Below are 19,863 nucleotides of genomic sequence, written 5' to 3'. Positions count from 1 at the left end.
CAGGCGGCCGCGCGGCGCGGCAGCGTCAGTCTTGCGCCGCCGGCGCCACCAGCGCCACGCCGGGCGGCAGCGGTTGCCGGCGGATGTCGTCGAGCAGCACGCCGAGCAGGCGCTGCGCGCTTGGCGCGAGCGAGCGCAGCGGCCGCGTGATCACGCAGACCTCGCGCGACAGGCGCGGCTCGTGCAGTTCGAGGAAGACCAGCCCGGGATAGGCGTGGCCCTGGTAAGCCAGCGCGGGCAGCACCGAGTACTGCTTGCCGGTGCCGAGCATGGCGAACAGCGCGCCGGTGCTTTCCACTTCGTCGTGCGTGCCGCCGAGCACCGGCCAGTGCGTGGCGTGGCTGCGCAGGAAATGGCCGATGCCGGTGTCGGCGTTGAAGCCGATGTATTGCGCGGGCGGCAGGTCGGCCCAGCGCAGCGGCCGGCCCAGGCGCGCGAGCGGCAGGTCGCGGTGGCAGGCCACGCCGTAGCAGTCGGACAGCAGCGGGGTGTAGTGCAGGCCGTCGTGGCCCTGGTACTTGCTGTCGATGGCGAAGTCCACCTCGCCTTCGAGCACCAGCCGCTCGGCCTGCCGCGCGGCGGGGTTGCGCAGGGAGATGGTGATCTCGGGGTAGGTCTCGCGAAAGCGCGGGATGGCGCTCACCAGGAACAGGTTGATGATCGACGTGGCCGCGCCGATGCGCAGGTGGCCACGGTTGCCCTGCGCCAGCGCCATCAGGTCGTAGACCGAGCTGTCGAAGCCGTTGACCACCTTTTCCGCCTCGGGGCGGAAGCGCTCGGCGTGCTCGGTCAGCGCCACGCGGCGGGTGGTGCGGTCGAACATCCTCAGGTCCACCGCTTCTTCGAGTTGCTGGATGGTGGCGGTGAGCGCGGACTGGGTCATGCACAGGCGCAGCGCGGCGGCGGTGAAGGAGCCGGTGTCGGCCACGGCGAGGAAGCAGCGCAGTTGCTTGAGGGTGACGTTGTGGCGCATGGGGGGGCGGGCAGAGCGACGGCGTGCGGGCGGCGAAGACGCTCATTTTTCAGCTTTTCGAAAAAATCGGCAAGATAAATTCGTTTGTCCGGATTAATGACGGTCCATAGAATCGTCCTTCATCCACGGCGCAGTACCGCGTGGCGAACGACAAAAACACAAGAAAGCCCGAAGCCAGAGAAAGCGACACCTTCTTCTTCCACAAAGGACCCCCGATGAAGAGCCTGATCCGTCTTAGCGCAGTACTGCTTGCCTGCCTGCCATGCGTGGCCGCCGCGGCCGATGCCCCCGCCGCCGCCGATGACGGCTATCCCAACAAGGCGGTGCGCATCGTGGTGCCGTTCGCCGCGGGCGGCTCGACCGACGTGGTGGCGCGCATCGTCGCCGAGAAGCTCGCCCAGCAGTTCAAGCAGCCGTTCCTGGTGGACAACCGCGCCGGCGCCAGCGGCAACATCGGCGCCGAGCTGGTCGCCAAGTCGCCCGCGGACGGCTACACGCTGCTGATGGGCGCCACCGGCGTGCTCTCCATCAACGACCATCTCTACAGCCGCATGAGCTACGACGTGGCCCGGGATTTCGTGCCGGTGAGCTACGTGACGCAGAACGCCAACATCCTGGTGGTGTCGCCGAGCCTGCCGGCCACCACCGTGCCGGAACTGGTGGCGCTGGCCAAGAGCAAGCCCGGCACGCTGAGCTTTGCCTCGTCGGGGCCGGGCAGTTCCACCCACCTGTCGGGCGAGCTGTTCAAGTCGATGTCTGGCGTGGACATCCTGCACGTGCCCTACAAGGGCAGTTCCTCCGCGCTGACCGACCTGCTGGGCGGCCAGGTGACGATGCTGTTCGACAACGCGCCCTCGTCCATCGGCTTCGTGCAGCAGGGCAAGCTGCGCGCGCTGGCGGTGACCAGCCGCAAGCGCCTGCCCGGGCTGCCCAACGTGCCGACCGTGGACGAGGCCGGGCTCAAGGGCTACGAGTCGCTGTCGTGGTGCGGCATCGTGGCGCCGGCCGGCACCCCGCGCGCGGTCGTGCTCAAGCTCAACCGCGCCATCGACCGCATCCTGGCCAGCGAGGAGGTCAAGGACAAGCTGGTGCAGCTCGGCGTGGAGCCCGTGGGCGGCACGCCCGAGGTGTTTGCCCGCCTGATCCAGAGCGAGCACGAGAAATGGGGCAAGGTCATCAAGACCGCCAACATCAAGCTCAACTAGACCCGCGCCCCCCGACTCCCTGACCGACACGATGGCGAATACCGACCTTTCCCCCGGCCGCACCATGGCCGAGAAGCTGCTCTCGCGCGCCGCCGGCCGCGGCGTGCGCGCCGGCGACCTCGCCATCTGCGCGCCGCATGCCGCCATGGGCACCGACGGCTCGATCCCGATGGCGCTGGACTACTTCCGCCAGATGCAGCCCGAGGGCGAGCCGCTGCCGCCGCCGGCCGCGCCGCAGCGCCTGGTGTTCGCGCTGGACCACTACGGCGCCACCTCCGGCGCGCGCGCGCTGGCCTTGCAGGAAGTGGCGCGGGCCTATGCGCTGGCGCATGGCGTGGGCCTGTTCGAGGTCGGCGAGGGCATCGGCCACCAGCTGATGCTGGAGCGCGGCCGGGTGCTGCCCGGCACGCTGGCGGTGGGCGCCGACTCGCACGCCGTGAGCTACGGCGCGCTCAACGCGTTCGGCTCGGGCATCGGCTCTTCCGACCTCGCCGGCATCCTGCAGTGCAACCAGCTGTGGCTGAAGGTGCCGGGCTCGCTGCGCATCCGCCTGCATGGCGCGCTGCCGGCCTATGCCTCGGCCAAGGACCTGGCGCTGGCGATGGCGCGGCGCATCGGCGCGGGCGGCGCCAACTACCTGGCGCTGGAATTCGACGGGCCGGGCGTGGCCGCGCTCGACATGGACGACCGCATCGTGCTGGCCAACATGTCGGTGGAGATGGGCGCCAAGGCGGGCCTGTTCCCGTTCGACGAGCGCACCGCGGCATGGCTGTCCGGGCGCACGCGGGAAACCTTCGAGCCGGTCGCGGCGGACCCGCATGCCGCGTATGCCGGCACGCTGGACTTCGACCTGGACGCGGTCGTCCCGCAGGTCGCGCTGCCGCACCGCGTGGACGACGTGATGGACCTCGCGCGGGCGCCGGCGACGCCGGTCGACATGGTCTACCTCGGCACCTGCACGGGCGGGCGCAGCAAGGACTACCGCGAGGCGCTGGACGTGCTGCGCGCCGGCGGCGGCGTGGCGCCGGGCGTGCGGCTGATCGTGACGCCGGCCTCCGAGACGGTGCGCGCCGAGCTGGCCGACGGCGGCATGCTGGCCGAGTTCGAAGCGCTCGGCGCGGAGATCCATCCGCCGGGCTGCGGCGCGTGCTGCGGCACCTGCGGCAGCATTCCGGCCGACGGCATGCGCGTGATTTCCACCGCCAACCGCAATTTCAAGGGGCGCATGGGCAACCGGCAATCCGAGATCTTCCTGGCGTCGCCGCGCGCGTGCGCGAGCGCGGCGGTCGCCGGGCACCTGGTGGACCCGCGCGACCTCGCGCCGTGACACCGGCGCGGCAAACGACGCAAACGACGCAGCAACGACGCAGCAAAACGACGCACCGGACCATGCAGCAACAAACACAACGACAGAGACAGCAGGAGGGCGCCGGCGCCTCCCTGATCCACGGCCGCGCGCGCCTGCTCGGCGACGACATCAATACCGACTACCTGATCGCCTCGAGCCGCAAGAAAGACAGCCTCGACCCGCAGGTGCTGCGCCGCTACCTGCTGGAAGACCTCGATCCCGCCTTTGCCGCCAGCGTCGCCGACGGCGACATCCTGGTGGCCGGCCACAACTTCGGCTGCGGCTCGGCGATGGAAGTGGCGGTCACGGTGGTGCTGGCGGCGGGGATCCGCGTGGTGGTGGCGCGCAGCTTCGCGCGCACCTACTGGCGCAACGCCATCAACAACGGCCTGCTGCTGATCACGGCCGATACCGCCGGCATCGCCGAGGGCGACGCCCTGGAACTGCGCCTGGACGGCGCCAGCGCCGAGCTGCTGGCGCGTCCCGCGGCGCAGGCGCAGCCGGCCCGGCGCATTGCGTGCGAACCGGTGCCGGACATCGTGCTGACCATCCGCGCGGCCGGCGGACTGGTGCCGTATCTGCGCCTGCACCGCAAGCTGGCCTGAGCCGGCGCCGGCCCGGCTGCTGCCGCTCTGCTGCTCTATTTCTCCATTGCCCTATCGTCATCCCAACCTGGAAACGCCCGGACCATGACTCTCATTGCCGCCCGCCTCAACCGCATCAAACCGTCGCCCAGCTCCATGGCGGGACAACGCGCGCGCGAACTGCGCGCCGCCGGCCGCGACATCGTCGGCCTGACTTCGGGCGAGCCGGATTTCGATACGCCGCAGCATGTCTGCGAGGCCGCCACGCGCGCGATGGCCGCCTCGCGTACCAAGTACACCGACGTGGGCGGCACGCCCGAGCTCAAGGCCGCCATCGCCGCCAAGTTCCGCCGCGACAACAACCTCGACTATGCCGCGGGGGAGATCGTCGTCGGCACCGGCGGCAAGCAGATCATCTTCAACGCGCTGATGTGCACGGTGGACAAGGGCGACGAAGTCATCATCCCGGCGCCGTACTGGGTGTCCTACCCGGACATCGTGCTGCTGGCCGACGGCACGCCGGTGTTCGTGCCATGTCCGGCCGAAAACGGCTTCAAGCTGCGCCCGCAGGACCTGGAACGCGCCATCACGCCGCGCACGCGCTGGCTGGTGCTCAACGCGCCCAACAACCCCAGCGGCGCGGCCTACTCGCACGCGGAGCTCAAGGCGCTGGCCGAGGTGCTGATGCGCCATCCGCACGTGTGGGTGATGACCGACGACATCTACGAGCACATCCTCTACGACGGCCGCAAGTTCTGCACCATCGCCGAGGTCGAGCCGGCGCTCAAGGCGCGCACGCTGACCATCAACGGCGTCTCCAAGGCGTATGCCATGACGGGCTGGCGCATCGGCTACGGCGGCGCGCCGGCCGAACTGGTCAAGGCCATGGTCAAGCTGCAGTCGCAGAGCACGTCGAATCCGTCCTCGATCAGCCAGGCCGCCGCGCTCGAAGCGCTGAACGGGCCGCAGGACTTCATTGCCGAGCGCACCCGCATCTTCCAGTCGCGGCGCGACATGGTGGTGGCCGAACTCGCCGGCATGCCGGGCATTTCCTGCCATTCGCCCGAAGGTGCCTTCTACGTATATCCGTCGTGCGCCGGCATACTCGGCAAGCGCACGCCCGACGGCAAGGTCATCGAGACCGACGCCGATTTCGTGCTGTACCTGCTCGAAGCGCAGAACCTGGCCGTGCTGCAGGGCGGCGCGTATGGCGTGTCGCCGTTCTTCCGCATTTCGTTCGCCACCTCCGAGGCGCAGTTGCGCGAAGGCATGCGCCGCCTGCGCGCGGCCTGCGAGGCGCTGCGCTGAGCGGGCGCCCGCCAACCGAGAAACCGATCCTGGAAACCAACATGAGCAACGAATCCCAGCAAGTCCAGTGGCCAGCCGGCTACCGCATCAACCCGCGCGCGGCCGGCCCCGCGGCGGACCTCGTGGCGGCCTTCCGCGCCATGCCGGTGGCCGCCGTGGGCGACGCCATGAGCCGCAACGTCGGCGCCATCGGCCTGCGCCAGTACCACGCGCGGCTCGATACCGTGCTGTGCGGCCCGGCCGTCACGGTGCGCGTGCGGCCCGGCGACAACCTGATGATCCACAAGGCGCTGATGATGGTGGAGGCCGGCGACGTGCTGGTCATCGACGGCGGCGGCGACGTGACGCAGGCGCTGGTGGGCGGCCTGATGCGCACCACCTGCGTGGCCCGCAAGCTCGGCGGCCTGGTGATCGACGGCGCCGTGCGCGACCTGTGCGAGTGGGCCGAGGAGGGCATGCCGATCTTCGCGAAGGGGCATACCCACCGCGGCCCGAGCAAGGACGGCCCGGGCGAGATCAATGTGCCGGTGTCGTGCGCCGGCCTGGTGGTGATGCCGGGCGACCTGGTGATCGGCGACGCCGACGGCGTGATCGCCGTGCCCGCGGCCGAGGCGGCCGACGTGTTGCGCCGCACGCGCGCCCACCTGGAGAAGGAGGCGCAGATCCGCGAATCCAACCGCACCGGCACCGCCGACCGCGAGCGTTTCGACGCCGTGCTGCGGGCCAAGGGCTTGCCGGTCTGAAGCGCGGCGCCCGGAGCGCGGGCGGGCGTTCCGGCCTGCCGCCTCGGGGCGGCAGGGCCGCTCATTAAAAAGCGCAGAAGCAGAAAAGCGGAACAGCAAAAAGCCCGTGCGGCGTGAACCGTACGGGCTTTCCGGGAATCCTGGTTGCGGGGGCAGGACTTGAACCTGCGACCTTCGGGTTATGAGCCCGACGAGCTGCCAACTGCTCCACCCCGCGAAACGAAATATACCCGGATTGGTGCGTAATGGAAAGTCCTGATTGGATTTTCTTTTTCCATTGTCGGTGGGAGCCGGGTGCGCATTACGGGGTCAGGGGGCCTGAAGGTCACGCAAGACTGCGTAACTTCGCCCTATGAAGTGGGAAAAACCGCATCCGCAGCCATCTTCTGGCATGGCGGGACGCGCCCGGCAGGACGCCGGCATCCTTCCGGTGCATGCAGGAAAGCCGGCGGCCTCGCGGCGTGCCCGGGGCGCGGGCGTGGGAAATGTGCCGTCAGCCGGCGCTGCCGTCCGCCTTCTGCGCGGGCGCGAGCGTGAAGCGGGCGGACAGGTCGGCTTCCTCGCTCAGCGGGTCCTCGGGCTGTACGATGCCCTTGGCGCTGAGCTTGGTCAGCGTGCGCGCGGCCTGGATCGGGCTGACGCCCGCGGCCTTGGCGACCTGGTATGCATCCATGGGGGTGCCCGCTTTCTGGAGGGCGTCGATTACTGCCTGGCGGGTGTCGTGATTGTTGTTCATTTCCGGGCACGGGTTGGATTTGCTCAGACTAGACGCACTGAGGCGCGCGCGCAACCCCGGGTTCTCGCCAATCGCTCCGCTTCGATCGCCCCCCCGCGGCCCTGCTTGCGCGCCGCCGCGGTTGCGCCTGCGGCCGGGCACGTCAGAATAGAGGGTCTGACGAGAAGACGCACCGCACGCACAATGACGCAAACACTCCTGCTGATCGACGGCCTGAACATCCTGCGCCGCGTCTACGAGGCCAACCCGGCCCAAGACATCCCGGCCAAGGTCGAGGGCGCGGTGATCTCGGCGCTGGCCTCGTTCCGGCGCGCGCTAGCCGAGTGCCGCACCACGCATGCGCTGGCGGCCTTCGATACCGGCGGCAAGACCTGGCGCCACGCGCTCTACCCGCCGTACCGCCAGCACCGCAAGCCGATGGACCCGGAACTGGCCGAGGTGATCCCGGATTTCCGCCTGACGCTGACCGAGGTGCTGGGCCTGCAGACCGTCTCCATCGACGGCTTCGAGGCCGACGACATCATCGGCACCGCCTACTACCGCTGGACCGCCGCCAAGGACGGCGCGGCCATCCCGGTGAGCACCGACAAGGACGTGCTCCAGCTCATCGCCGACGGCGCCGTCGTGCGCAACCACTTCGCCACCGCGAAGAACGGCGAGCGCGCCTGGTTCGACGAGTCCTACGTGATGGACAAGTTCGGCGTGGCCAGCCACCAGTTGGCGGACTACCTGGCGCTGCTCGGGGACAGCTCGGACGACATCCCCGGCGTCGACAAGATCGGCGCCAAGACCGCCGCGCGGCTGCTGCGGCAATACGGCGACCTCGAAGGCGTGCTGGCCAACGCGGGCGAGGAGAAGGGCGTGATCGGCAAGAACCTGGCCGAGCAGGCCCACCTGGCGCGGCTGTCGCGCCAGTTGCTTTCGCTCAGGACCGATGCGCAGCTCGGGCTGACCTGGAACATGCTGCGGCTGCCCGAGCCCGCGTGAGTGGGACCGGGATGCTTCAATACGCCGCCGAAGGCGCGCCGGCCGGGGCGGCCGCACTGGTGAATTCCGCGGCCAGGCTGCGCGCGGCGTTCGCATAGACCAGCACGTCGACGCCGGTGGCGACGAAGGTGCAGCCCAGCGCCAGGTAGCGGCGCGCGAGGTCGTTGTCGGAAGTCAGCGTGCCGGCCGCCTTGCCGCTGGCGACGATGGTGCGCATGGCGCCTTCGATGGCGGCCTGCACCTCGGGATGGCCGGGATTGCCGCGGTGGCCCATCGACGCGGCCAGGTCCGCCGGGCCGATGAACACGCCGTCCACGCCGTCCACCGCGCAGATGGCTTCCAGGTTCTGCAGCGCGGTCACCGTCTCGGCCTGCACCAGCAGGCAGATTTCGTCGTCGGCCACCGCCAGGTAGTCGGTGCGCGCGTTCCAGCGCGAAGCGCGCGCGATCGCGCTGCCCACGCCGCGGATGCCCCGGGGCGGATAGCGCGTGGCGGCCACCAGCGCGGCGGCCTGCGCTGCGGTGTCCACCATCGGCACCAGCAGGCTCCTGGCGCCGATATCCAGCAGTTGCTTGATCAGCGGCACTTCGCCGGCCACCGCGCGCACCACCGGCTGCGACGGGTAGGGCGCGACGGCCTGCAGCGCGTGCAGGATGCCGCCGAGTTCGTTGGGCGCGTGCTCGCCGTCGATCAGCAGCCAGTCGAAGCCGGCGGTGGCGGAAACCTCCGCCAGGTAGGGCGAGGCCATCGAGACCCAGAGGCCGATCTGCGGCTTGCCGGCCGACAGCGCGGCCTTGAAGGGATTGTTTGCGGGCATGGGGTCTCCGGGTTTGCCGTTCAGGTCTGTCGAGCGTGGCCGCCGGGCGGCGCCGCGCCGGCGGGATCCGGGCAATATACGGGCAGCGGATGCGGCGGTCCAGTTGTCTGCGCCGCCGCGGCGCCGGCTGCCGGCTGCCGGCAGGCGGGCTGGATGCGGCTACGGCCTGGCCGCCGGCGGCTTGACGAACTTCAGCGTCATGCGGTCGGACTCGCCGATGGCCAGGAAGGCCGCGCGGCCGCGCTCGCCGCCGCGCAAGGTGGGCGGCAGCGACCACACCCCGTCCGGGTGATCGTGGTCGTCGCGCGGGTTGGCGTTGATCTCGCTGCGGCCGGCCAGCGCGAAGCCGGCCGCGCGCGCGTGGTCGATCACGTAGTCCTCGGTGACGTAGCCGGTGGCGATCATCTGGTCCAGCGAGGTGCCCGGCGTGGCGCGGTGTTCCTCCACGCCCAGCACGCCGCCTGGCTTGAGCACCGCATAGAACGCGCGCAGGCTGTCGTCCAGGTGGCCGTCCTGGATCCAGTTGTGGATATTGCGGAAGGTCAGCACCAGGTCGGCGCTGCCGGCCGGGGCGAAATCGTCGGCGTTGCGCAGCGGCAGCGTGCCGACCACCACCTTGCCGTAGTTGGCGGGATCGCGCGCCAGCTTCTGCGCGTAGCTTGCCCGCGCCTTCACGCTTTCCTCGCTGGCCGAGCCCGCATCGTAGTGCGCGGCGTAGAGCTTGCCGCGCTCGCGCAGCAGCGGCGCCAGGATTTCCGTGTACCAGCCGCCGCCCGGCGCGATCTCCACCACCGTCTGGCCCGGCTCGAGGCCGAAGAAGCGCAGCGTCTGCAGCGGGTGCCGGTAGGCGTCGCGTGCCTTGTTGGCGGCGCTGCGCTGCGGCCCGGCGATGACCGCGGCGAGCGCGGCCTCGTCGCCGCCGGCCTGGGCACCCGCCGTCGCGGCGGCCAGGGCGAGCGTGCCGGCGCAGGCCAGCAGCAGGGCGCGCCGCGCGAGGCGGCGCTGTGAAGACTTCGGGGTCATGGCGTCCTTTGCCGGTGTGGGGCGGCGGCGGCACATCGCGCGCCGCCGCGTGGGTGGACTCGAATCTGGACGCAGCGCCGCCGCCTGTCAAGCCGGCGCCCGCCGCGCCGCGGCCGTCTTTGGAAATGCGTTTTTATTCGTTTTCAATCTCCGCGCCCCCTTTCATAGTGCAGACGTGATGGCTATAGGCGGTTGCCGGCCACCGGAAACCGTGCCACGGGCGCGGACGAGAGGCAAAAAAAGCGGGCGGCGGAAAGCGCGCGGCCCGCGCGCCACAAGGAGAACACCAGATGACGACTGCATTGGAAAACCAGACCAGCCACCCCGTGCTGGAGGCCGCCCGCGCCGTGGCGCGTTCGTCCGGCCTGCCGTACGCGGGCCGCGTGACGCCGCAGCAGGCGTGGGCGCTGTTCAGCGCCGGCGATGCCGTGCTGGTGGACGTGCGCACGGCGGAGGAGCGCAAGTTCGTGGGCTACGTGCCGGATTCCGCGCACGTGCCGTGGGCCACCGGCACCAGCCTCACCCGCAATCCGCGCTTCGTGCGCGAGCTGGAAGCCAAGACCGGCAAGGACGCCGTGGTGCTGCTGCTGTGCCGCAGCGGCAACCGCTCCGCGCTGGCGGCCGAGGCCGCGGCCAAGGCCGGGCTGGCCAATGTGTTCAATGTGCTCGAAGGCTTCGAGGGCGACCTCGACGAGCGGCAGCGGCGCGGCAAGAGCGGCGGCTGGCGCTTCCACGACCTGCCCTGGGTCCAGGACTAAGTCCGGGCGGGCCGGCCAGCGGCCACGCCGGACCCGCCGCGCGGGCGCATCGCGCCGCGCGGCGCAGGACAACGACAAAACGACAAGACGCAGAAGGGGAGCATCACTGTGGCTGACTTCGAGATCGGCGGGATCGTGCTCGCCTTGCAGCAGGTGCGCCAGCAGTGGCGCGAGGGCCAGCAGCGGCAGCTGGAGCCGGGCGGGCGCGACCTGCCTTCGCGCGATGCGCTGGCGCAGGTGGTGGCCACGCTCAAGGGTGTGCTGTTCCCGATGCGGCTCGGGCCACCGGATCTGCGCCAGGAAAGCGAGAACCTCTATGTGGCGCATTCGCTCGACGCGGCGCTGCATGGCCTGCTGGCCCAGGCCCGGCTCGAGCTGCACTACGCCGCGCGCCACGGCGAACGCGACGAGGCCGGCGAGCGGACGCGGGCGCTCGCCGCCGTGCGCGAGTTCGCGGCGCGCCTGCCGCGCATCCGCGAACTGCTCGACAGCGACGTGCTGGCCGCCTTCCACGGCGACCCGGCCGCCGGCAGCGTGGACGAGGTGCTGCTGTGCTACCCGGGCATCCTGGCCATGATCCACCACCGCATCGCGCATGCGCTGTACGGGCTGGGGCTGCCGCTGCTGGCCCGCATCGTGGCCGAGCTGGCGCACGCCGAGACCGGCATCGACATCCATCCCGGCGCGCAGATCGGCGGCGGCTTCTTCATCGACCACGGCACCGGCGTGGTGGTGGGCGAGACCACCATCATCGGCGAGCGCGTGCGCCTGTACCAGGCGGTCACGCTCGGCGCCAAGCGCTTCCCGCGCGATGCCACCGGCAAGCTCGAGAAGGGCCTGCTGCGCCATCCCATCGTCGAGGACGACGTGGTCATCTACGCCGGCGCCACCATCCTCGGGCGCGTCACGCTGGGCCGCGGCGCGGTGATCGGCGGCAATGTCTGGGTCACGCAGGACGTGCCGGCCGGCGCGCACGTGACCCAGGCGGTGTCCCGCAACGAGACGGCCCGCAACGAAGGCGCGCGCAACGGCGCCGCCCACGGCGGCACCGCGGGCGGCGGCGCGCCGCTGGCCACCGCGGCGAGCCTGCCATGACGGACCTGGTGCGGACCCTGGGCACGGCGGTGCGCCAGTTGCGCGAGGCGCATGCGTGGTCGCAGGAGGAACTGGCCGAGCATGCGGGCCTGAACCGCTCCTACATCGGCGAGATCGAGCGCGGCAGCGCCGTCGCTTCCATCGTCACCGTGGAAAAGCTGGCCGCGGCGCTGGGCGTGCCGATTTCCTGGCTGCTGCGCCCGGCCGGCGCCGCGGCCGCGCAGCAGGGCACGGCCGCGGCCGAGCGCTGAGCGCCGGCCGCCGAGCGCGCGCCGGCGCGAACCCCGTCCGCCGCGCGCCTGCCCGGACCGGACCGCGATTGCCGTCTATAGCATGTTGAACGGCCCGCCCCCGCTCCAGATAATCGCTGCGGTAATAAGCATTCTCGTTTTTTTCATAAGCCCCCACCCACTTTTGTCCATCAGCCACGGAGCAGCACATGTCGGTACAAGGGAGCAGCCACACGGCGCTCGGCGATAACGCAGCACGGCAACTAGCCAATGCCACCAAGACCATCCCCCAGCTTGCGACCATCACGCCGCGCTGGCTGACGCATTTCCTGCAATGGGTGCCGGTGGAAGCCGGCATCTACCGCCTGAACCAGGTGCTGGATCCCGAGTCGGTCAAGGTGGCCTGCACCCAGCGCGACGACGAGGGCAAGCTGCCGCGCACCTTCGTCAACTACGACGAGCAGCCGCGCGAGTATTTCCTCAATGCGGTGAGCACCGTGCTGGACGTGCACACGCGCGTGTCGGATCTCTACAGCAGCCCGCACGACCAGATCAAGGAACAGCTGCGCCTGACCATCGAGACCATCAAGGAGCACCAGGAAGGCGAGCTGATCAACAACCCGGACTACGGCCTGCTGGCCAACGTGGCCGAGGAGCAGCGCGTGTTCCCGCTGACCGGCGCGCCCACGCCGGACGATCTCGACGAGCTGCTCGCCAAGGTGTGGAAGGAGCCGGCCTTCTTCCTGACCCATCCGCTGGCGATCGCCGCGTTCGGCCGCGAGTGCACGCGCCGCGGCGTGCCGCCGCCCACGGTGAGCCTGTTCGGTTCGCAGTTCATCACCTGGCGCGGCATTCCGCTGATCCCGTCGGACAAGGTGCCGGTGGCCGACGGCAAGAGCAAGATCCTGCTGCTGCGCGTGGGCGACAAGCGCCAGGGCGTGGTCGGCCTGTACCAGCCCGGCGTGGCGGGCGAGCAGGGGCCGGGCCTGTCGGTGCGCTTCATGGGCATCAACGACCAGGCGATCGCCTCGTACCTGATCTCGCTGTACTGCTCGCTGGCCGTGCATTCGCCGGACGCGCTGGCGGTTCTCGATGACGTGGAGATCGGCAAGTACCATGACTACCCTGACACCTACAAGTAATCCGCCGGCCGCCGCGCCGGCCGGCCAGTCCGCGCTGCCGGGCGCGCCGGCAGTGCCGCCGGGCCTGCCCGATCCCGCCGCGCTGGCGCGGCTGGCCGGGGCGTTCTTCTCGGCGCTGCCGGGCACCTCGCCGGCCGCCGTGCAGTCGCCGCCGCTGGTGAACAACCCCGCGCCGCCGGGCTCGCCCGTGGCCGGCCCAGGCGGCACCGGCACCGGCGTGCCGGGCGCGGCCATCCCGCAGGGCCGCGTGCCCGGGGCCAACCTGTTGCCGGCCGCGCCCACGCATGTGCTGTCGCTGCCCAACCGCGCGCCGTCCCTGGCGCCGAGCGCGGTGGCGCAGAACGGCCTGCCGGATACGGTGGTGACGGTGGTGCCCGCGCTGGAAAGCCGCTTCGGCGGCCAGGCGCTGGGCGTGCCGCAGGCCGCCGCGCCGGCGCCGCAGGCTTCGGCCGCGCCCGCCTACTATTTCCTGGAAGGCGCCGGCCGCGACCTGCATGGCGGCTCCGCCGGCCTGCGCGAGATCGGCTCGTTCGGCGATCCGCTCTCGCTGCATCTGCCGCGCCAGGGGCAAGCGGCGCGCCAGGCGCCGGCCGTGCATGGCTACGGGCATGACCGCGCAGGCCAGCAGACGCTGCCGTGGGCTTCGTCCCAGGCGCGCGTGCCGTTCGACGTCAACGCCATCCGCCGCGATTTCCCGATCCTGCAGGAGCGTGTCAACGGCCGCCAGCTGGTGTGGTTCGACAATGCCGCCACCACCCACAAGCCGCAGTCGGTGATCGACCGCCTCGCGTACTTCTACGCGCACGAGAACTCCAACATCCACCGCGCCGCGCATGCGCTGGCCGGGCGTGCCACCGATGCCTACGAGGCCGCGCGCAGCAAGGTGCAGCGCTTCATCGGCGCGGCCTCGCCGGAGGAGATCGTCTTCGTGCGCGGCACCACCGAGGCCATCAACCTGATCGCCAAGACCTGGGGCGCGAAGCACGTGGGCGAGGGCGACGAGATCATCGTCTCGCACCTGGAGCACCACGCCAACATCGTGCCGTGGCAGCAGCTGGCCGCGCAGACCGGCGCCCGCCTGCGGGTGATCCCGGTGGACGATTCCGGCCAGGTGCTGCTCGACGAATACCGCAAGCTGCTCAACGACCGCACCCGCATCGTCTCCGTGACGCAGGTCTCGAACGCGCTCGGCACCGTGGTGCCGGTCAGGGAGATCGTCGAGATGGCGCACCGCGCCGGCGCCTGCGCGCTGGTCGACGGCGCGCAGTCGGTCTCGCACATGCGCGTGGACGTGCAGGCCATCGACGCCGACTTCTTCGTGTTCTCTGGCCACAAGGTGTTCGGGCCGACCGGCATCGGCGTGGTCTACGGCAAGCGCGCGCTGCTGGAGGACATGCCGCCCTGGCAGGGCGGCGGCAACATGATTGCCGACGTGACCTTCGAGCGCACGGTATTCCAGCCGCCGCCCAACCGCTTCGAGGCCGGCACCGGCAACATCGCCGACGCGGTGGGGCTGGGCGCCGCGCTGGACTACGTGGAGCGGGTCGGCATCGAGAACATCGCCCGCTACGAGCACGACCTGCTGGAGTACGCCACCCGTCTGCTGCAGCCTATCCCGGGCGTGCGGCTGGTGGGCACGGCGCGCGACAAGGCCAGCGTGCTGTCGTTCGTGCTCAAGGGCTACGAGACCGAGGAGGTGGGAAAGGCACTCAACGAAGAAGGCATCGCCGTGCGCTCCGGGCATCACTGCGCGCAGCCGATCCTGCGGCGTTTCGGGCTGGAAGCCACGGTGCGGCCTTCGCTGGCCTTCTACAACACCACGGACGAGGTCGACCAGCTCATTTCGGTGGTCAGGCGCCTGTCCGGGCGCCGCTGAAACCGGCGCTGAAACCGGCGCAAGTGGAGACTAGCCGCTGAAAACGCAGGCACAACGGCCGCGAAACCCGCATAAAACCATGATATCGGGCGTGAATTGGCACGCGGCCTGCGTTTTCTCCTAAAATCCGCTATCTTCTCACCTTGAATCGGCGCGCCTTCCTGCCTTCGGACCGGAGCCGCCTTGTTGAACGCAACCGGCACGCTTCCCGCCCGCCACTGGCACCAGGCCCCCGGCGCCGGCGCAATACAGCGCTTTCCAGCGCTTTTTTCATGAGCAATCTGAACCAGCAAAGCATCCTTTCCGTCCATCACTGGACCGACACGCTCTTCAGCTTCACCTGCACCCGCGATCCCGGTTTCCGCTTCGAGAACGGCCAGTTCGCCATGGTCGGCCTGGAAGTCAACGGCCGCCCGCTGCTGCGCGCCTACAGCATCGCCAGCGCCAACTACGAGGAAACGCTGGAGTTCTTCAGCATCAAGGTGCCAGACGGCCCGCTGACCTCGCGCCTGCAGCACCTGCGCGAAGGCGACCAGATCTTCGTCGGCAAGAAGCCCACCGGCACGCTGCTGGTCGACAACCTGCTGCCCGGCAAGACCCTGTGGCTGCTGGCCACCGGCACCGGCCTGGCCCCGTTCCTGTCGATCATCCGCGACCCGGAGGTGTATGACCGCTACGACAAGATCGTGCTGACCCATACCTGCCGCTTCGTCGAGGAACTGGCCTACCGCGAACTGATCCAGGAACACCTGCCCCAGCACGAATACCTGGGCGAGCTGGTGCGCGAAAAGCTGGTGTATTTCCCCACCGTGACGCGCGAAGAGTTCGACAACCAGGGCCGCATCACCGACCTGATCGCCTCCGGCGAGCTGTTCGAGCGCCTGGGCGTGCCGCCGTTCTCGCTGGAGAACGACCGCATCATGCTGTGCGGCAGCCCCGACATGCTCAAGGACGTGCGCAACATCCTGGTCGAGCGCCAGTTCACCGAAGGCAACATGAGCCACCCCGGCCACTTTGTGCTGGAAAAGGCATTCGTCGACTGAGCCCTGGAGGCAGGCCGGCGGCTGCCGGCCGCTGCCCCGCTGCCCCCGGGCGCGCTCTCAGTCCTGCTGGCGGGACATCACCCACAGATGGATCCCCAGGGTGATCAGGAACACGCCCGCCAGCTGGACCCATCCCAGGTCGGACCCGAATGACAGGCCCGCGCCCGCCGCGCCGGCCGCCGTGCCCGCGCGTCCATGCCATGCGCGGCCGCCCGCGGGGGCCGCCGGTTTTCCGTCGCGCATCGGTTTCTCCATCTCCGCCGTCCCGCCTGCCTAGACCGCGGCCGCGGCGCGCGCCGGCGCATCCGCCACGCTTGCCAGATCCGGGACGGCGGCCATCAGTTCGCGCGTATAGGCGTGCGCCGGTGCGGCGAACACCGCTTCGGCCGGCCCGCTTTCCACCAGCCGGCCATGCCGCATCACGCCGACGTGGTCGCATAGCTGGCGGATCACCGCCAGGTTGTGGCTGATCAGCAGGTAGGTCAGGCCGAATTCGTCCTGCAGGTCGCGCATCAGGTTGAGCACCTGCGCCTGCACGGACACGTCCAGCGACGAAGTCGGCTCGTCGCAGATCAGGAAGGCCGGCTGGCTCGCCAGCGCCCGCGCGATGGCGATGCGCTGGCGCTGCCCGCCCGAGAACTGGTGCGGGTAGCGCCGGCCCGCATCGGGCGACATGCGCACGCGGCGCAGCGCCTGCGCCACGCGCTCGGCGATCTCGGCGGCGGTCAGCGGCTCGCCATGTGGCAGGCCGAGCACCTCGAGCGGCTCGGCGATGATGCGGTCCACGCGCCAGCGCGGATTGAGGCTGGCGTACGGGTCCTGGAAGATCATCTGGAACCGGCCCGGCAGCGCGGCCGCGGCCCGCGCGTCGGCCCAGCGGTCCACGCCGTCGAGCACCACGCGCCCTGCGGTGGGTCGGGTCAGCCCCGCGATCATGCGGGCCACGGTGGACTTGCCCGAGCCCGATTCGCCCACCAGCCCGAAGGTGGTACCGCGCGGGATCTCGAAACCGACGTCGCGCACCGCGTGCAGCACCTTGCGCGGCTGGCGCGCCAGCGTGCGCAGCAGCCAGCCGGGGGAGAGCGCGAAGTCGCGCGAAAGGCCTTCCACGCGCAGCAGCGGCGCGTTGCCGCGCGGGGCGGCCGCCGGCGCCGGGGCGGATGCCGGCGCGGGAGCGGCCAGCGCATCCGGCACCGGCAGGCGGTGCAGCCGCGCGCGCACGGACGGGATGGCCGCCATCAGCGCGCGCGTGTACGGCGCGGCCGGCCGCGCGAGGACCTCGCCCACGGGCCCGGTCTCCAGCACGCGGCCCTGGTGCATCACCATCACGCGGTCGGCGGTGCCGGCCACCACGCCCATGTCGTGCGTGATCAGCATCGCCGCGGTGCCGTGCTCGCGGCAGATCCGGCGCAGCAGCCGCATGACCTGGGCCTGCACCACCACGTCCAGCGCGGTGGTGGGTTCGTCCGCGATCAGCAGCTCTGGCTCGCCGCACAAGGCCAGCGCGATCGCCACGCGCTGGCGCATGCCGCCGGAGAGCTGGTGCGGATACTGTCCCAGGCGCGCCGCGGGATCGGCAATCTCCACTTCCGCCAGCCACGCCAGCGCGCGTTCGCGCGCCTGCGCCGGCGTGAGCGGCAGGTGGGTGCGGATGGTCTCCGTCAGGTGGCGGCCGATGGTCAGGACCGGGTTGAGGCTGGTCAGCGGATCCTGGAACACCATGCCGACGTGCTTGCCGCGGATGCGGCGCAGGTCGTCGCCGCGCAGCGTGTCGATGCGCTCGCCGCGCAGCGCCACGCTGCCGGCGCTGATGCGCCCGGGCGGCTCGATCAGCCCGGTCACGGCGTTGCCGGTCATCGACTTGCCCGCGCCCGATTCGCCCACCACGCCGAGGATCTCGCCGGGCGCGATGTCGAACGACACGCCGTCCAGCACGCGCGCGGTGCCGCGGTGGCTGTCGAAATCCACCGACAGGCCGCGCACGCGCAGCACGGGCAGATCCTGCGGGGCGGGCGGGGGCAGGGTCGTCATTGCAGCCTCGGGTCGAGCGCGTCGCGCAGCCAGTCGCCGGCGAGGTTGACCGAGAGCGCCAGCGCCAGCAGCACCAGCGCGGGGAACAGCAGGATCCACCACTCGCCCGAGAACAGGAAGCCCTGGCCCACGCGGATCAGCGTGCCCAGCGAGGGCTGCGTCGGCGGCAGGCCCACGCCGAGGTAGGACAGCGTGGACTCCGCCACCACCGCCAGCGCAAAGCTGATGGTGCCGATCACCAGCACCGGCGCCAGCAGGTTGGGCAGGATGTGGCGCAGCAGGATGCCGGCATGCGAGCGGCCGATGATGCGCGCCGCCAGCACATAGTCCTTGTGCTTTTCCACCATCACCGCGCCGCGCACCGTGCGCGCGTACTGCACCCATTCCGACAGGCCGATGGCGGCCACGATCACGTAGAGCGCCATCTCGTCGCGGTAGCCGGCCGGCAGGAGCCCGCGCGCGATGCCGAAGATCAGCAGCGCCACCAGCAGCAGCGGGAAGGTGAGCTGCACGTCGGCCACGCGCATCACCACGGTGTCGAACCAGCCGCCGGCATAACCGGCGGCCAGCCCGAGCGGCACGCCGATGGCCAGCGACAGCGCCACCGCCGCCGCGCCCACCAGCAGCGACATGCGCAGCCCGTAGAGGATGGCGGAGAAGATGTCGCGCCCCTGGTCGTCGCTGCCGAGCGGGTAGAAGGCGCCGGAGGCGCCGTGCTGCCATGGCGGCGTGAACGCGTCGAGCAGCTCCAGCGCGGCCGGGTCGAACGGGTCCTGCCGCGCCAGCCACGGCGCGAACAGCGCGGCCAGCGCCAGCAGCGCCAGCAGCAGCACCGCCAACTGCACGGTGCGCGAACGCGCCAGCGCGCGCAGCACCGCCGAGTCGGCATCGCGCCAGCGCACCCGCGCGGATGCGGCGGGGCTTGGGGAAGAGGAGTCTTGCATGGGCGGCACGGTTGGCATGGCGGGGTCAGGCGCGGCGCAGGCGCGGATCGGCCAGCAGGTAGAGCAGGTCCACCACGAGGTTGATGCACACGTAGAGCACGGCGATCATCAGCAGGTAGGCGGCGATCACCGGCACATCCACCGCCTGGATCGAGGCAATGAACAGCAGCCCCACGCCGGGCCACTGGAACACCGTCTCGGTGACGATGGCGAAAGCGATCAGCGAGCCCAGTTGCAGCCCGGCGATGGTCAGCACCGGGATCAGCGTGTTGCGCAGCGCATGGCCGTAGTGGATGCGGCGCGCGGGCAGGCCGCGCGCGCGGGCGAAGCGCACGTAGTCGGTGCGCAGCGCCTCGAGCATCTCGGTGCGCACCAGGCGCATGATCAGGGTCAGCTTGAACAGGCCGAGCGTGGCCACCGGCAGCACCAGCGAGGTCCAGCCCGACGCCGTCAGCAGGCCGGTCTGCCAGCCGCCCACGGCCACGGTCGCGCCGCGGCCGAAGGACGGCAGCCAGCGCAGCTCCACCGCGAACAGGTAGATCAGCAGGATGCCGATCAGGAAGGTGGGCAGCGAGACCCCGACCAGCGACGCCGTCATCAGCGCGCGGCTGGCCCAGCTGTCGCGCCGGATCGCCGTGTAGACGCCCAGCGCCACGCCGCCCGCCAGCGCCAACGCGGCCGCCACCAGCGCCAGTTCCAGCGTGGCCGGCACGCGCTCCAGGATCACCGCGGCCACCGGCCGCTTGACCCGGTAGGAAATGCCGAGGCGGCCGCGCAGCACGTTGCCGAGGTAGCGCGCGTACTGCACCGGCACCGGCTGGTCGAAGCCCAGCTCGGCTACCAGCGCCTGGCGTTCGGCCAGCGAGGCGTCCTCGCCGAGCAGGCTGACCGTGGGGTCGCCGATATGGCGGAACACCAGGAAGGCGATGAAGGACACCGCCAGCAGCACCAGCAGGGACTGGCCGAGCCGCCGGACCAGGTGGATCAGCATCGGGCGGATTGCCGCAGCGGGTGGGTGGC

Annotated in this window: 20 protein-coding genes and 1 tRNA gene; 12 read left to right on the top strand and 9 right to left on the bottom strand. The window is 70.7% G+C overall.

Annotation, left to right across the window (positions count from 1 at the left end):
• Positions 1 to 25: 25 nt before the first annotated feature.
• Positions 26 to 973, bottom strand: a complete 948-nt coding sequence (locus tag ACKI2N_RS31045) for a LysR family transcriptional regulator (RefSeq protein WP_420992194.1) — start codon at positions 971 to 973, stop codon at positions 26 to 28.
• A gap of 215 nt (positions 974 to 1,188) precedes the next feature.
• Between ACKI2N_RS31045 and ACKI2N_RS31040 the strand changes: the two genes are divergently transcribed.
• The 5 genes from ACKI2N_RS31040 to ACKI2N_RS31020 all read left to right on the top strand — a co-directional run bounded on the left by ACKI2N_RS31040 (position 1,189) and on the right by ACKI2N_RS31020 (position 6,161).
• A complete protein-coding gene (locus tag ACKI2N_RS31040; RefSeq protein ID WP_420992195.1) occupies positions 1,189 to 2,178 on the top strand; it encodes a Bug family tripartite tricarboxylate transporter substrate binding protein in 990 nt (329 codons plus the stop codon).
• Positions 2,179 to 2,209: 31 nt separating this feature from the next.
• Positions 2,210 to 3,505: a 3-isopropylmalate dehydratase large subunit gene (locus ACKI2N_RS31035; RefSeq protein WP_420992196.1), complete on the top strand. Its 1,296-nt coding sequence runs from the start codon at positions 2,210 to 2,212 to the stop codon at positions 3,503 to 3,505.
• 62 nt (positions 3,506 to 3,567) lie between these two features.
• The gene (locus tag ACKI2N_RS31030; protein ID WP_420992197.1) at positions 3,568 to 4,131 is read left to right on the top strand and encodes an alpha-IPM isomerase; all 564 of its coding nucleotides are present in this window, start codon (positions 3,568 to 3,570) and stop codon (positions 4,129 to 4,131) included.
• 84 nt (positions 4,132 to 4,215) lie between these two features.
• Positions 4,216 to 5,418, top strand: coding sequence for an aspartate transaminase (locus ACKI2N_RS31025; protein ID WP_420992198.1), 1,203 nt, complete (start codon positions 4,216 to 4,218; stop codon positions 5,416 to 5,418).
• A 41-nt stretch (positions 5,419 to 5,459) separates the two neighbouring features.
• Positions 5,460 to 6,161, top strand: a complete 702-nt coding sequence (locus tag ACKI2N_RS31020; protein ID WP_420992199.1) for an RraA family protein — start codon at positions 5,460 to 5,462, stop codon at positions 6,159 to 6,161.
• 141 nt (positions 6,162 to 6,302) lie between these two features.
• On the opposite strand, the gene ACKI2N_RS31015 is transcribed toward ACKI2N_RS31020, so the two are convergent.
• Together ACKI2N_RS31015 and ACKI2N_RS31010 are read right to left on the bottom strand one after the other, a co-directional pair.
• Positions 6,303 to 6,378: transfer RNA gene (locus tag ACKI2N_RS31015), tRNA-Met, on the bottom strand.
• Between the two features lie 276 nt (positions 6,379 to 6,654).
• A complete protein-coding gene (locus tag ACKI2N_RS31010; RefSeq protein ID WP_420992200.1) occupies positions 6,655 to 6,897 on the bottom strand; it encodes a hypothetical protein in 243 nt (80 codons plus the stop codon).
• A gap of 183 nt (positions 6,898 to 7,080) precedes the next feature.
• Here ACKI2N_RS31010 and ACKI2N_RS31005 point away from each other — a divergent pair, with 183 nt between their 5' ends.
• On the top strand, positions 7,081 to 7,884 hold the full coding sequence (locus ACKI2N_RS31005; protein ID WP_420992201.1) for a 5'-3' exonuclease: 804 nt from the start codon (positions 7,081 to 7,083) through the stop codon (positions 7,882 to 7,884).
• 16 nt (positions 7,885 to 7,900) lie between these two features.
• On the opposite strand, the gene hpaI is transcribed toward ACKI2N_RS31005, so the two are convergent.
• Positions 7,901 to 8,701: a 4-hydroxy-2-oxoheptanedioate aldolase gene (gene hpaI / locus ACKI2N_RS31000; RefSeq protein WP_420992202.1), complete on the bottom strand. Its 801-nt coding sequence runs from the start codon at positions 8,699 to 8,701 to the stop codon at positions 7,901 to 7,903.
• A 159-nt stretch (positions 8,702 to 8,860) separates the two neighbouring features.
• On the bottom strand, positions 8,861 to 9,724 hold the full coding sequence (locus tag ACKI2N_RS30995) for a class I SAM-dependent methyltransferase (RefSeq protein WP_420992203.1): 864 nt from the start codon (positions 9,722 to 9,724) through the stop codon (positions 8,861 to 8,863).
• Between the two features lie 290 nt (positions 9,725 to 10,014).
• Here ACKI2N_RS30995 and ACKI2N_RS30990 point away from each other — a divergent pair, with 290 nt between their 5' ends.
• The 6 genes from ACKI2N_RS30990 to ACKI2N_RS30965 all read left to right on the top strand — a co-directional run bounded on the left by ACKI2N_RS30990 (position 10,015) and on the right by ACKI2N_RS30965 (position 15,868).
• Entirely contained in the window at positions 10,015 to 10,482 is a 468-nt protein-coding gene (locus ACKI2N_RS30990) for a rhodanese-like domain-containing protein (RefSeq protein ID WP_420992204.1), read from the top strand.
• Between the two features lie 108 nt (positions 10,483 to 10,590).
• Complete coding sequence (gene epsC / locus ACKI2N_RS30985; protein ID WP_420992205.1) at positions 10,591 to 11,577, top strand: serine O-acetyltransferase EpsC; 987 nt, start codon at positions 10,591 to 10,593, stop codon at positions 11,575 to 11,577.
• Complete coding sequence (locus ACKI2N_RS30980) at positions 11,574 to 11,828, top strand: helix-turn-helix domain-containing protein (protein WP_420992206.1); 255 nt, start codon at positions 11,574 to 11,576, stop codon at positions 11,826 to 11,828. Before epsC ends, ACKI2N_RS30980 begins: the two co-directional genes overlap by 4 nt.
• 188 nt (positions 11,829 to 12,016) lie before the next feature.
• Positions 12,017 to 12,949, top strand: a complete 933-nt coding sequence (locus ACKI2N_RS30975) for a family 2A encapsulin nanocompartment shell protein (RefSeq protein ID WP_420992207.1) — start codon at positions 12,017 to 12,019, stop codon at positions 12,947 to 12,949.
• Positions 12,924 to 14,825: a family 2A encapsulin nanocompartment cargo protein cysteine desulfurase gene (locus ACKI2N_RS30970; protein ID WP_420992208.1), complete on the top strand. Its 1,902-nt coding sequence runs from the start codon at positions 12,924 to 12,926 to the stop codon at positions 14,823 to 14,825. Before ACKI2N_RS30975 ends, ACKI2N_RS30970 begins: the two co-directional genes overlap by 26 nt.
• A gap of 272 nt (positions 14,826 to 15,097) precedes the next feature.
• Positions 15,098 to 15,868: a ferredoxin--NADP reductase gene (locus tag ACKI2N_RS30965; RefSeq protein WP_420992209.1), complete on the top strand. Its 771-nt coding sequence runs from the start codon at positions 15,098 to 15,100 to the stop codon at positions 15,866 to 15,868.
• A 57-nt stretch (positions 15,869 to 15,925) separates the two neighbouring features.
• Here the strand turns inward: ACKI2N_RS30965 and ACKI2N_RS30960 are convergent, their stop codons facing one another.
• The 4 genes from ACKI2N_RS30960 to ACKI2N_RS30945 are packed head-to-tail and all read right to left on the bottom strand — an operon-like array spanning position 15,926 to position 19,834.
• Positions 15,926 to 16,111: a hypothetical protein gene (locus ACKI2N_RS30960; protein WP_420992210.1), complete on the bottom strand. Its 186-nt coding sequence runs from the start codon at positions 16,109 to 16,111 to the stop codon at positions 15,926 to 15,928.
• Between the two features lie 30 nt (positions 16,112 to 16,141).
• On the bottom strand, positions 16,142 to 17,899 hold the full coding sequence (locus ACKI2N_RS30955; RefSeq protein ID WP_420992211.1) for a dipeptide ABC transporter ATP-binding protein: 1,758 nt from the start codon (positions 17,897 to 17,899) through the stop codon (positions 16,142 to 16,144).
• The gene (locus ACKI2N_RS30950; protein ID WP_420992212.1) at positions 17,896 to 18,843 is read right to left on the bottom strand and encodes an ABC transporter permease; all 948 of its coding nucleotides are present in this window, start codon (positions 18,841 to 18,843) and stop codon (positions 17,896 to 17,898) included. Before ACKI2N_RS30950 ends, ACKI2N_RS30955 begins: the two co-directional genes overlap by 4 nt.
• Before the next feature lie 25 nt (positions 18,844 to 18,868).
• On the bottom strand, positions 18,869 to 19,834 hold the full coding sequence (locus ACKI2N_RS30945; RefSeq protein ID WP_420992213.1) for an ABC transporter permease: 966 nt from the start codon (positions 19,832 to 19,834) through the stop codon (positions 18,869 to 18,871).
• Positions 19,835 to 19,863: the final 29 nt, after the last annotated feature.

It is taken from the genome of Cupriavidus sp. 30B13, from assembly GCF_049059565.2.
Taxonomy (GTDB): Bacteria; Pseudomonadota; Gammaproteobacteria; order Burkholderiales; family Burkholderiaceae; genus Cupriavidus.
This window is presented reverse-complemented; position numbering and strand designations above follow the sequence as displayed.

What these genes read in the sequence shown, in the direction of transcription:
- ACKI2N_RS30965 (WP_420992209.1), top strand. Translation starts at nt 15,098, where the DNA reads ATGAGCAATCTGAACCAGCAAAGCATCCTTTCCGTCCATCACTGGACC.
- ACKI2N_RS30990 (WP_420992204.1), top strand. Translation starts at nt 10,015, where the DNA reads ATGACGACTGCATTGGAAAACCAGACCAGCCACCCCGTGCTGGAGGCC.
- ACKI2N_RS31010 (WP_420992200.1), bottom strand. Translation starts at nt 6,897, where the DNA reads ATGAACAACAATCACGACACCCGCCAGGCAGTAATCGACGCCCTCCAG.
- ACKI2N_RS31030 (WP_420992197.1), top strand. Translation starts at nt 3,568, where the DNA reads ATGCAGCAACAAACACAACGACAGAGACAGCAGGAGGGCGCCGGCGCC.
- ACKI2N_RS31040 (WP_420992195.1), top strand. Translation starts at nt 1,189, where the DNA reads ATGAAGAGCCTGATCCGTCTTAGCGCAGTACTGCTTGCCTGCCTGCCA.
- hpaI (WP_420992202.1), bottom strand. Translation starts at nt 8,701, where the DNA reads ATGCCCGCAAACAATCCCTTCAAGGCCGCGCTGTCGGCCGGCAAGCCG.
- ACKI2N_RS31035 (WP_420992196.1), top strand. Translation starts at nt 2,210, where the DNA reads ATGGCGAATACCGACCTTTCCCCCGGCCGCACCATGGCCGAGAAGCTG.
- ACKI2N_RS30980 (WP_420992206.1), top strand. Translation starts at nt 11,574, where the DNA reads ATGACGGACCTGGTGCGGACCCTGGGCACGGCGGTGCGCCAGTTGCGC.
- ACKI2N_RS30945 (WP_420992213.1), bottom strand. Translation starts at nt 19,834, where the DNA reads ATGCTGATCCACCTGGTCCGGCGGCTCGGCCAGTCCCTGCTGGTGCTG.
- ACKI2N_RS30960 (WP_420992210.1), bottom strand. Translation starts at nt 16,111, where the DNA reads ATGCGCGACGGAAAACCGGCGGCCCCCGCGGGCGGCCGCGCATGGCAT.
- ACKI2N_RS31025 (WP_420992198.1), top strand. Translation starts at nt 4,216, where the DNA reads ATGACTCTCATTGCCGCCCGCCTCAACCGCATCAAACCGTCGCCCAGC.
- ACKI2N_RS30975 (WP_420992207.1), top strand. Translation starts at nt 12,017, where the DNA reads ATGTCGGTACAAGGGAGCAGCCACACGGCGCTCGGCGATAACGCAGCA.
- ACKI2N_RS31005 (WP_420992201.1), top strand. Translation starts at nt 7,081, where the DNA reads ATGACGCAAACACTCCTGCTGATCGACGGCCTGAACATCCTGCGCCGC.
- ACKI2N_RS31045 (WP_420992194.1), bottom strand. Translation starts at nt 973, where the DNA reads ATGCGCCACAACGTCACCCTCAAGCAACTGCGCTGCTTCCTCGCCGTG.
- ACKI2N_RS30955 (WP_420992211.1), bottom strand. Translation starts at nt 17,899, where the DNA reads ATGACGACCCTGCCCCCGCCCGCCCCGCAGGATCTGCCCGTGCTGCGC.
- ACKI2N_RS30950 (WP_420992212.1), bottom strand. Translation starts at nt 18,843, where the DNA reads ATGCAAGACTCCTCTTCCCCAAGCCCCGCCGCATCCGCGCGGGTGCGC.
- ACKI2N_RS30995 (WP_420992203.1), bottom strand. Translation starts at nt 9,724, where the DNA reads ATGACCCCGAAGTCTTCACAGCGCCGCCTCGCGCGGCGCGCCCTGCTG.
- ACKI2N_RS31020 (WP_420992199.1), top strand. Translation starts at nt 5,460, where the DNA reads ATGAGCAACGAATCCCAGCAAGTCCAGTGGCCAGCCGGCTACCGCATC.
- ACKI2N_RS30970 (WP_420992208.1), top strand. Translation starts at nt 12,924, where the DNA reads ATGACTACCCTGACACCTACAAGTAATCCGCCGGCCGCCGCGCCGGCC.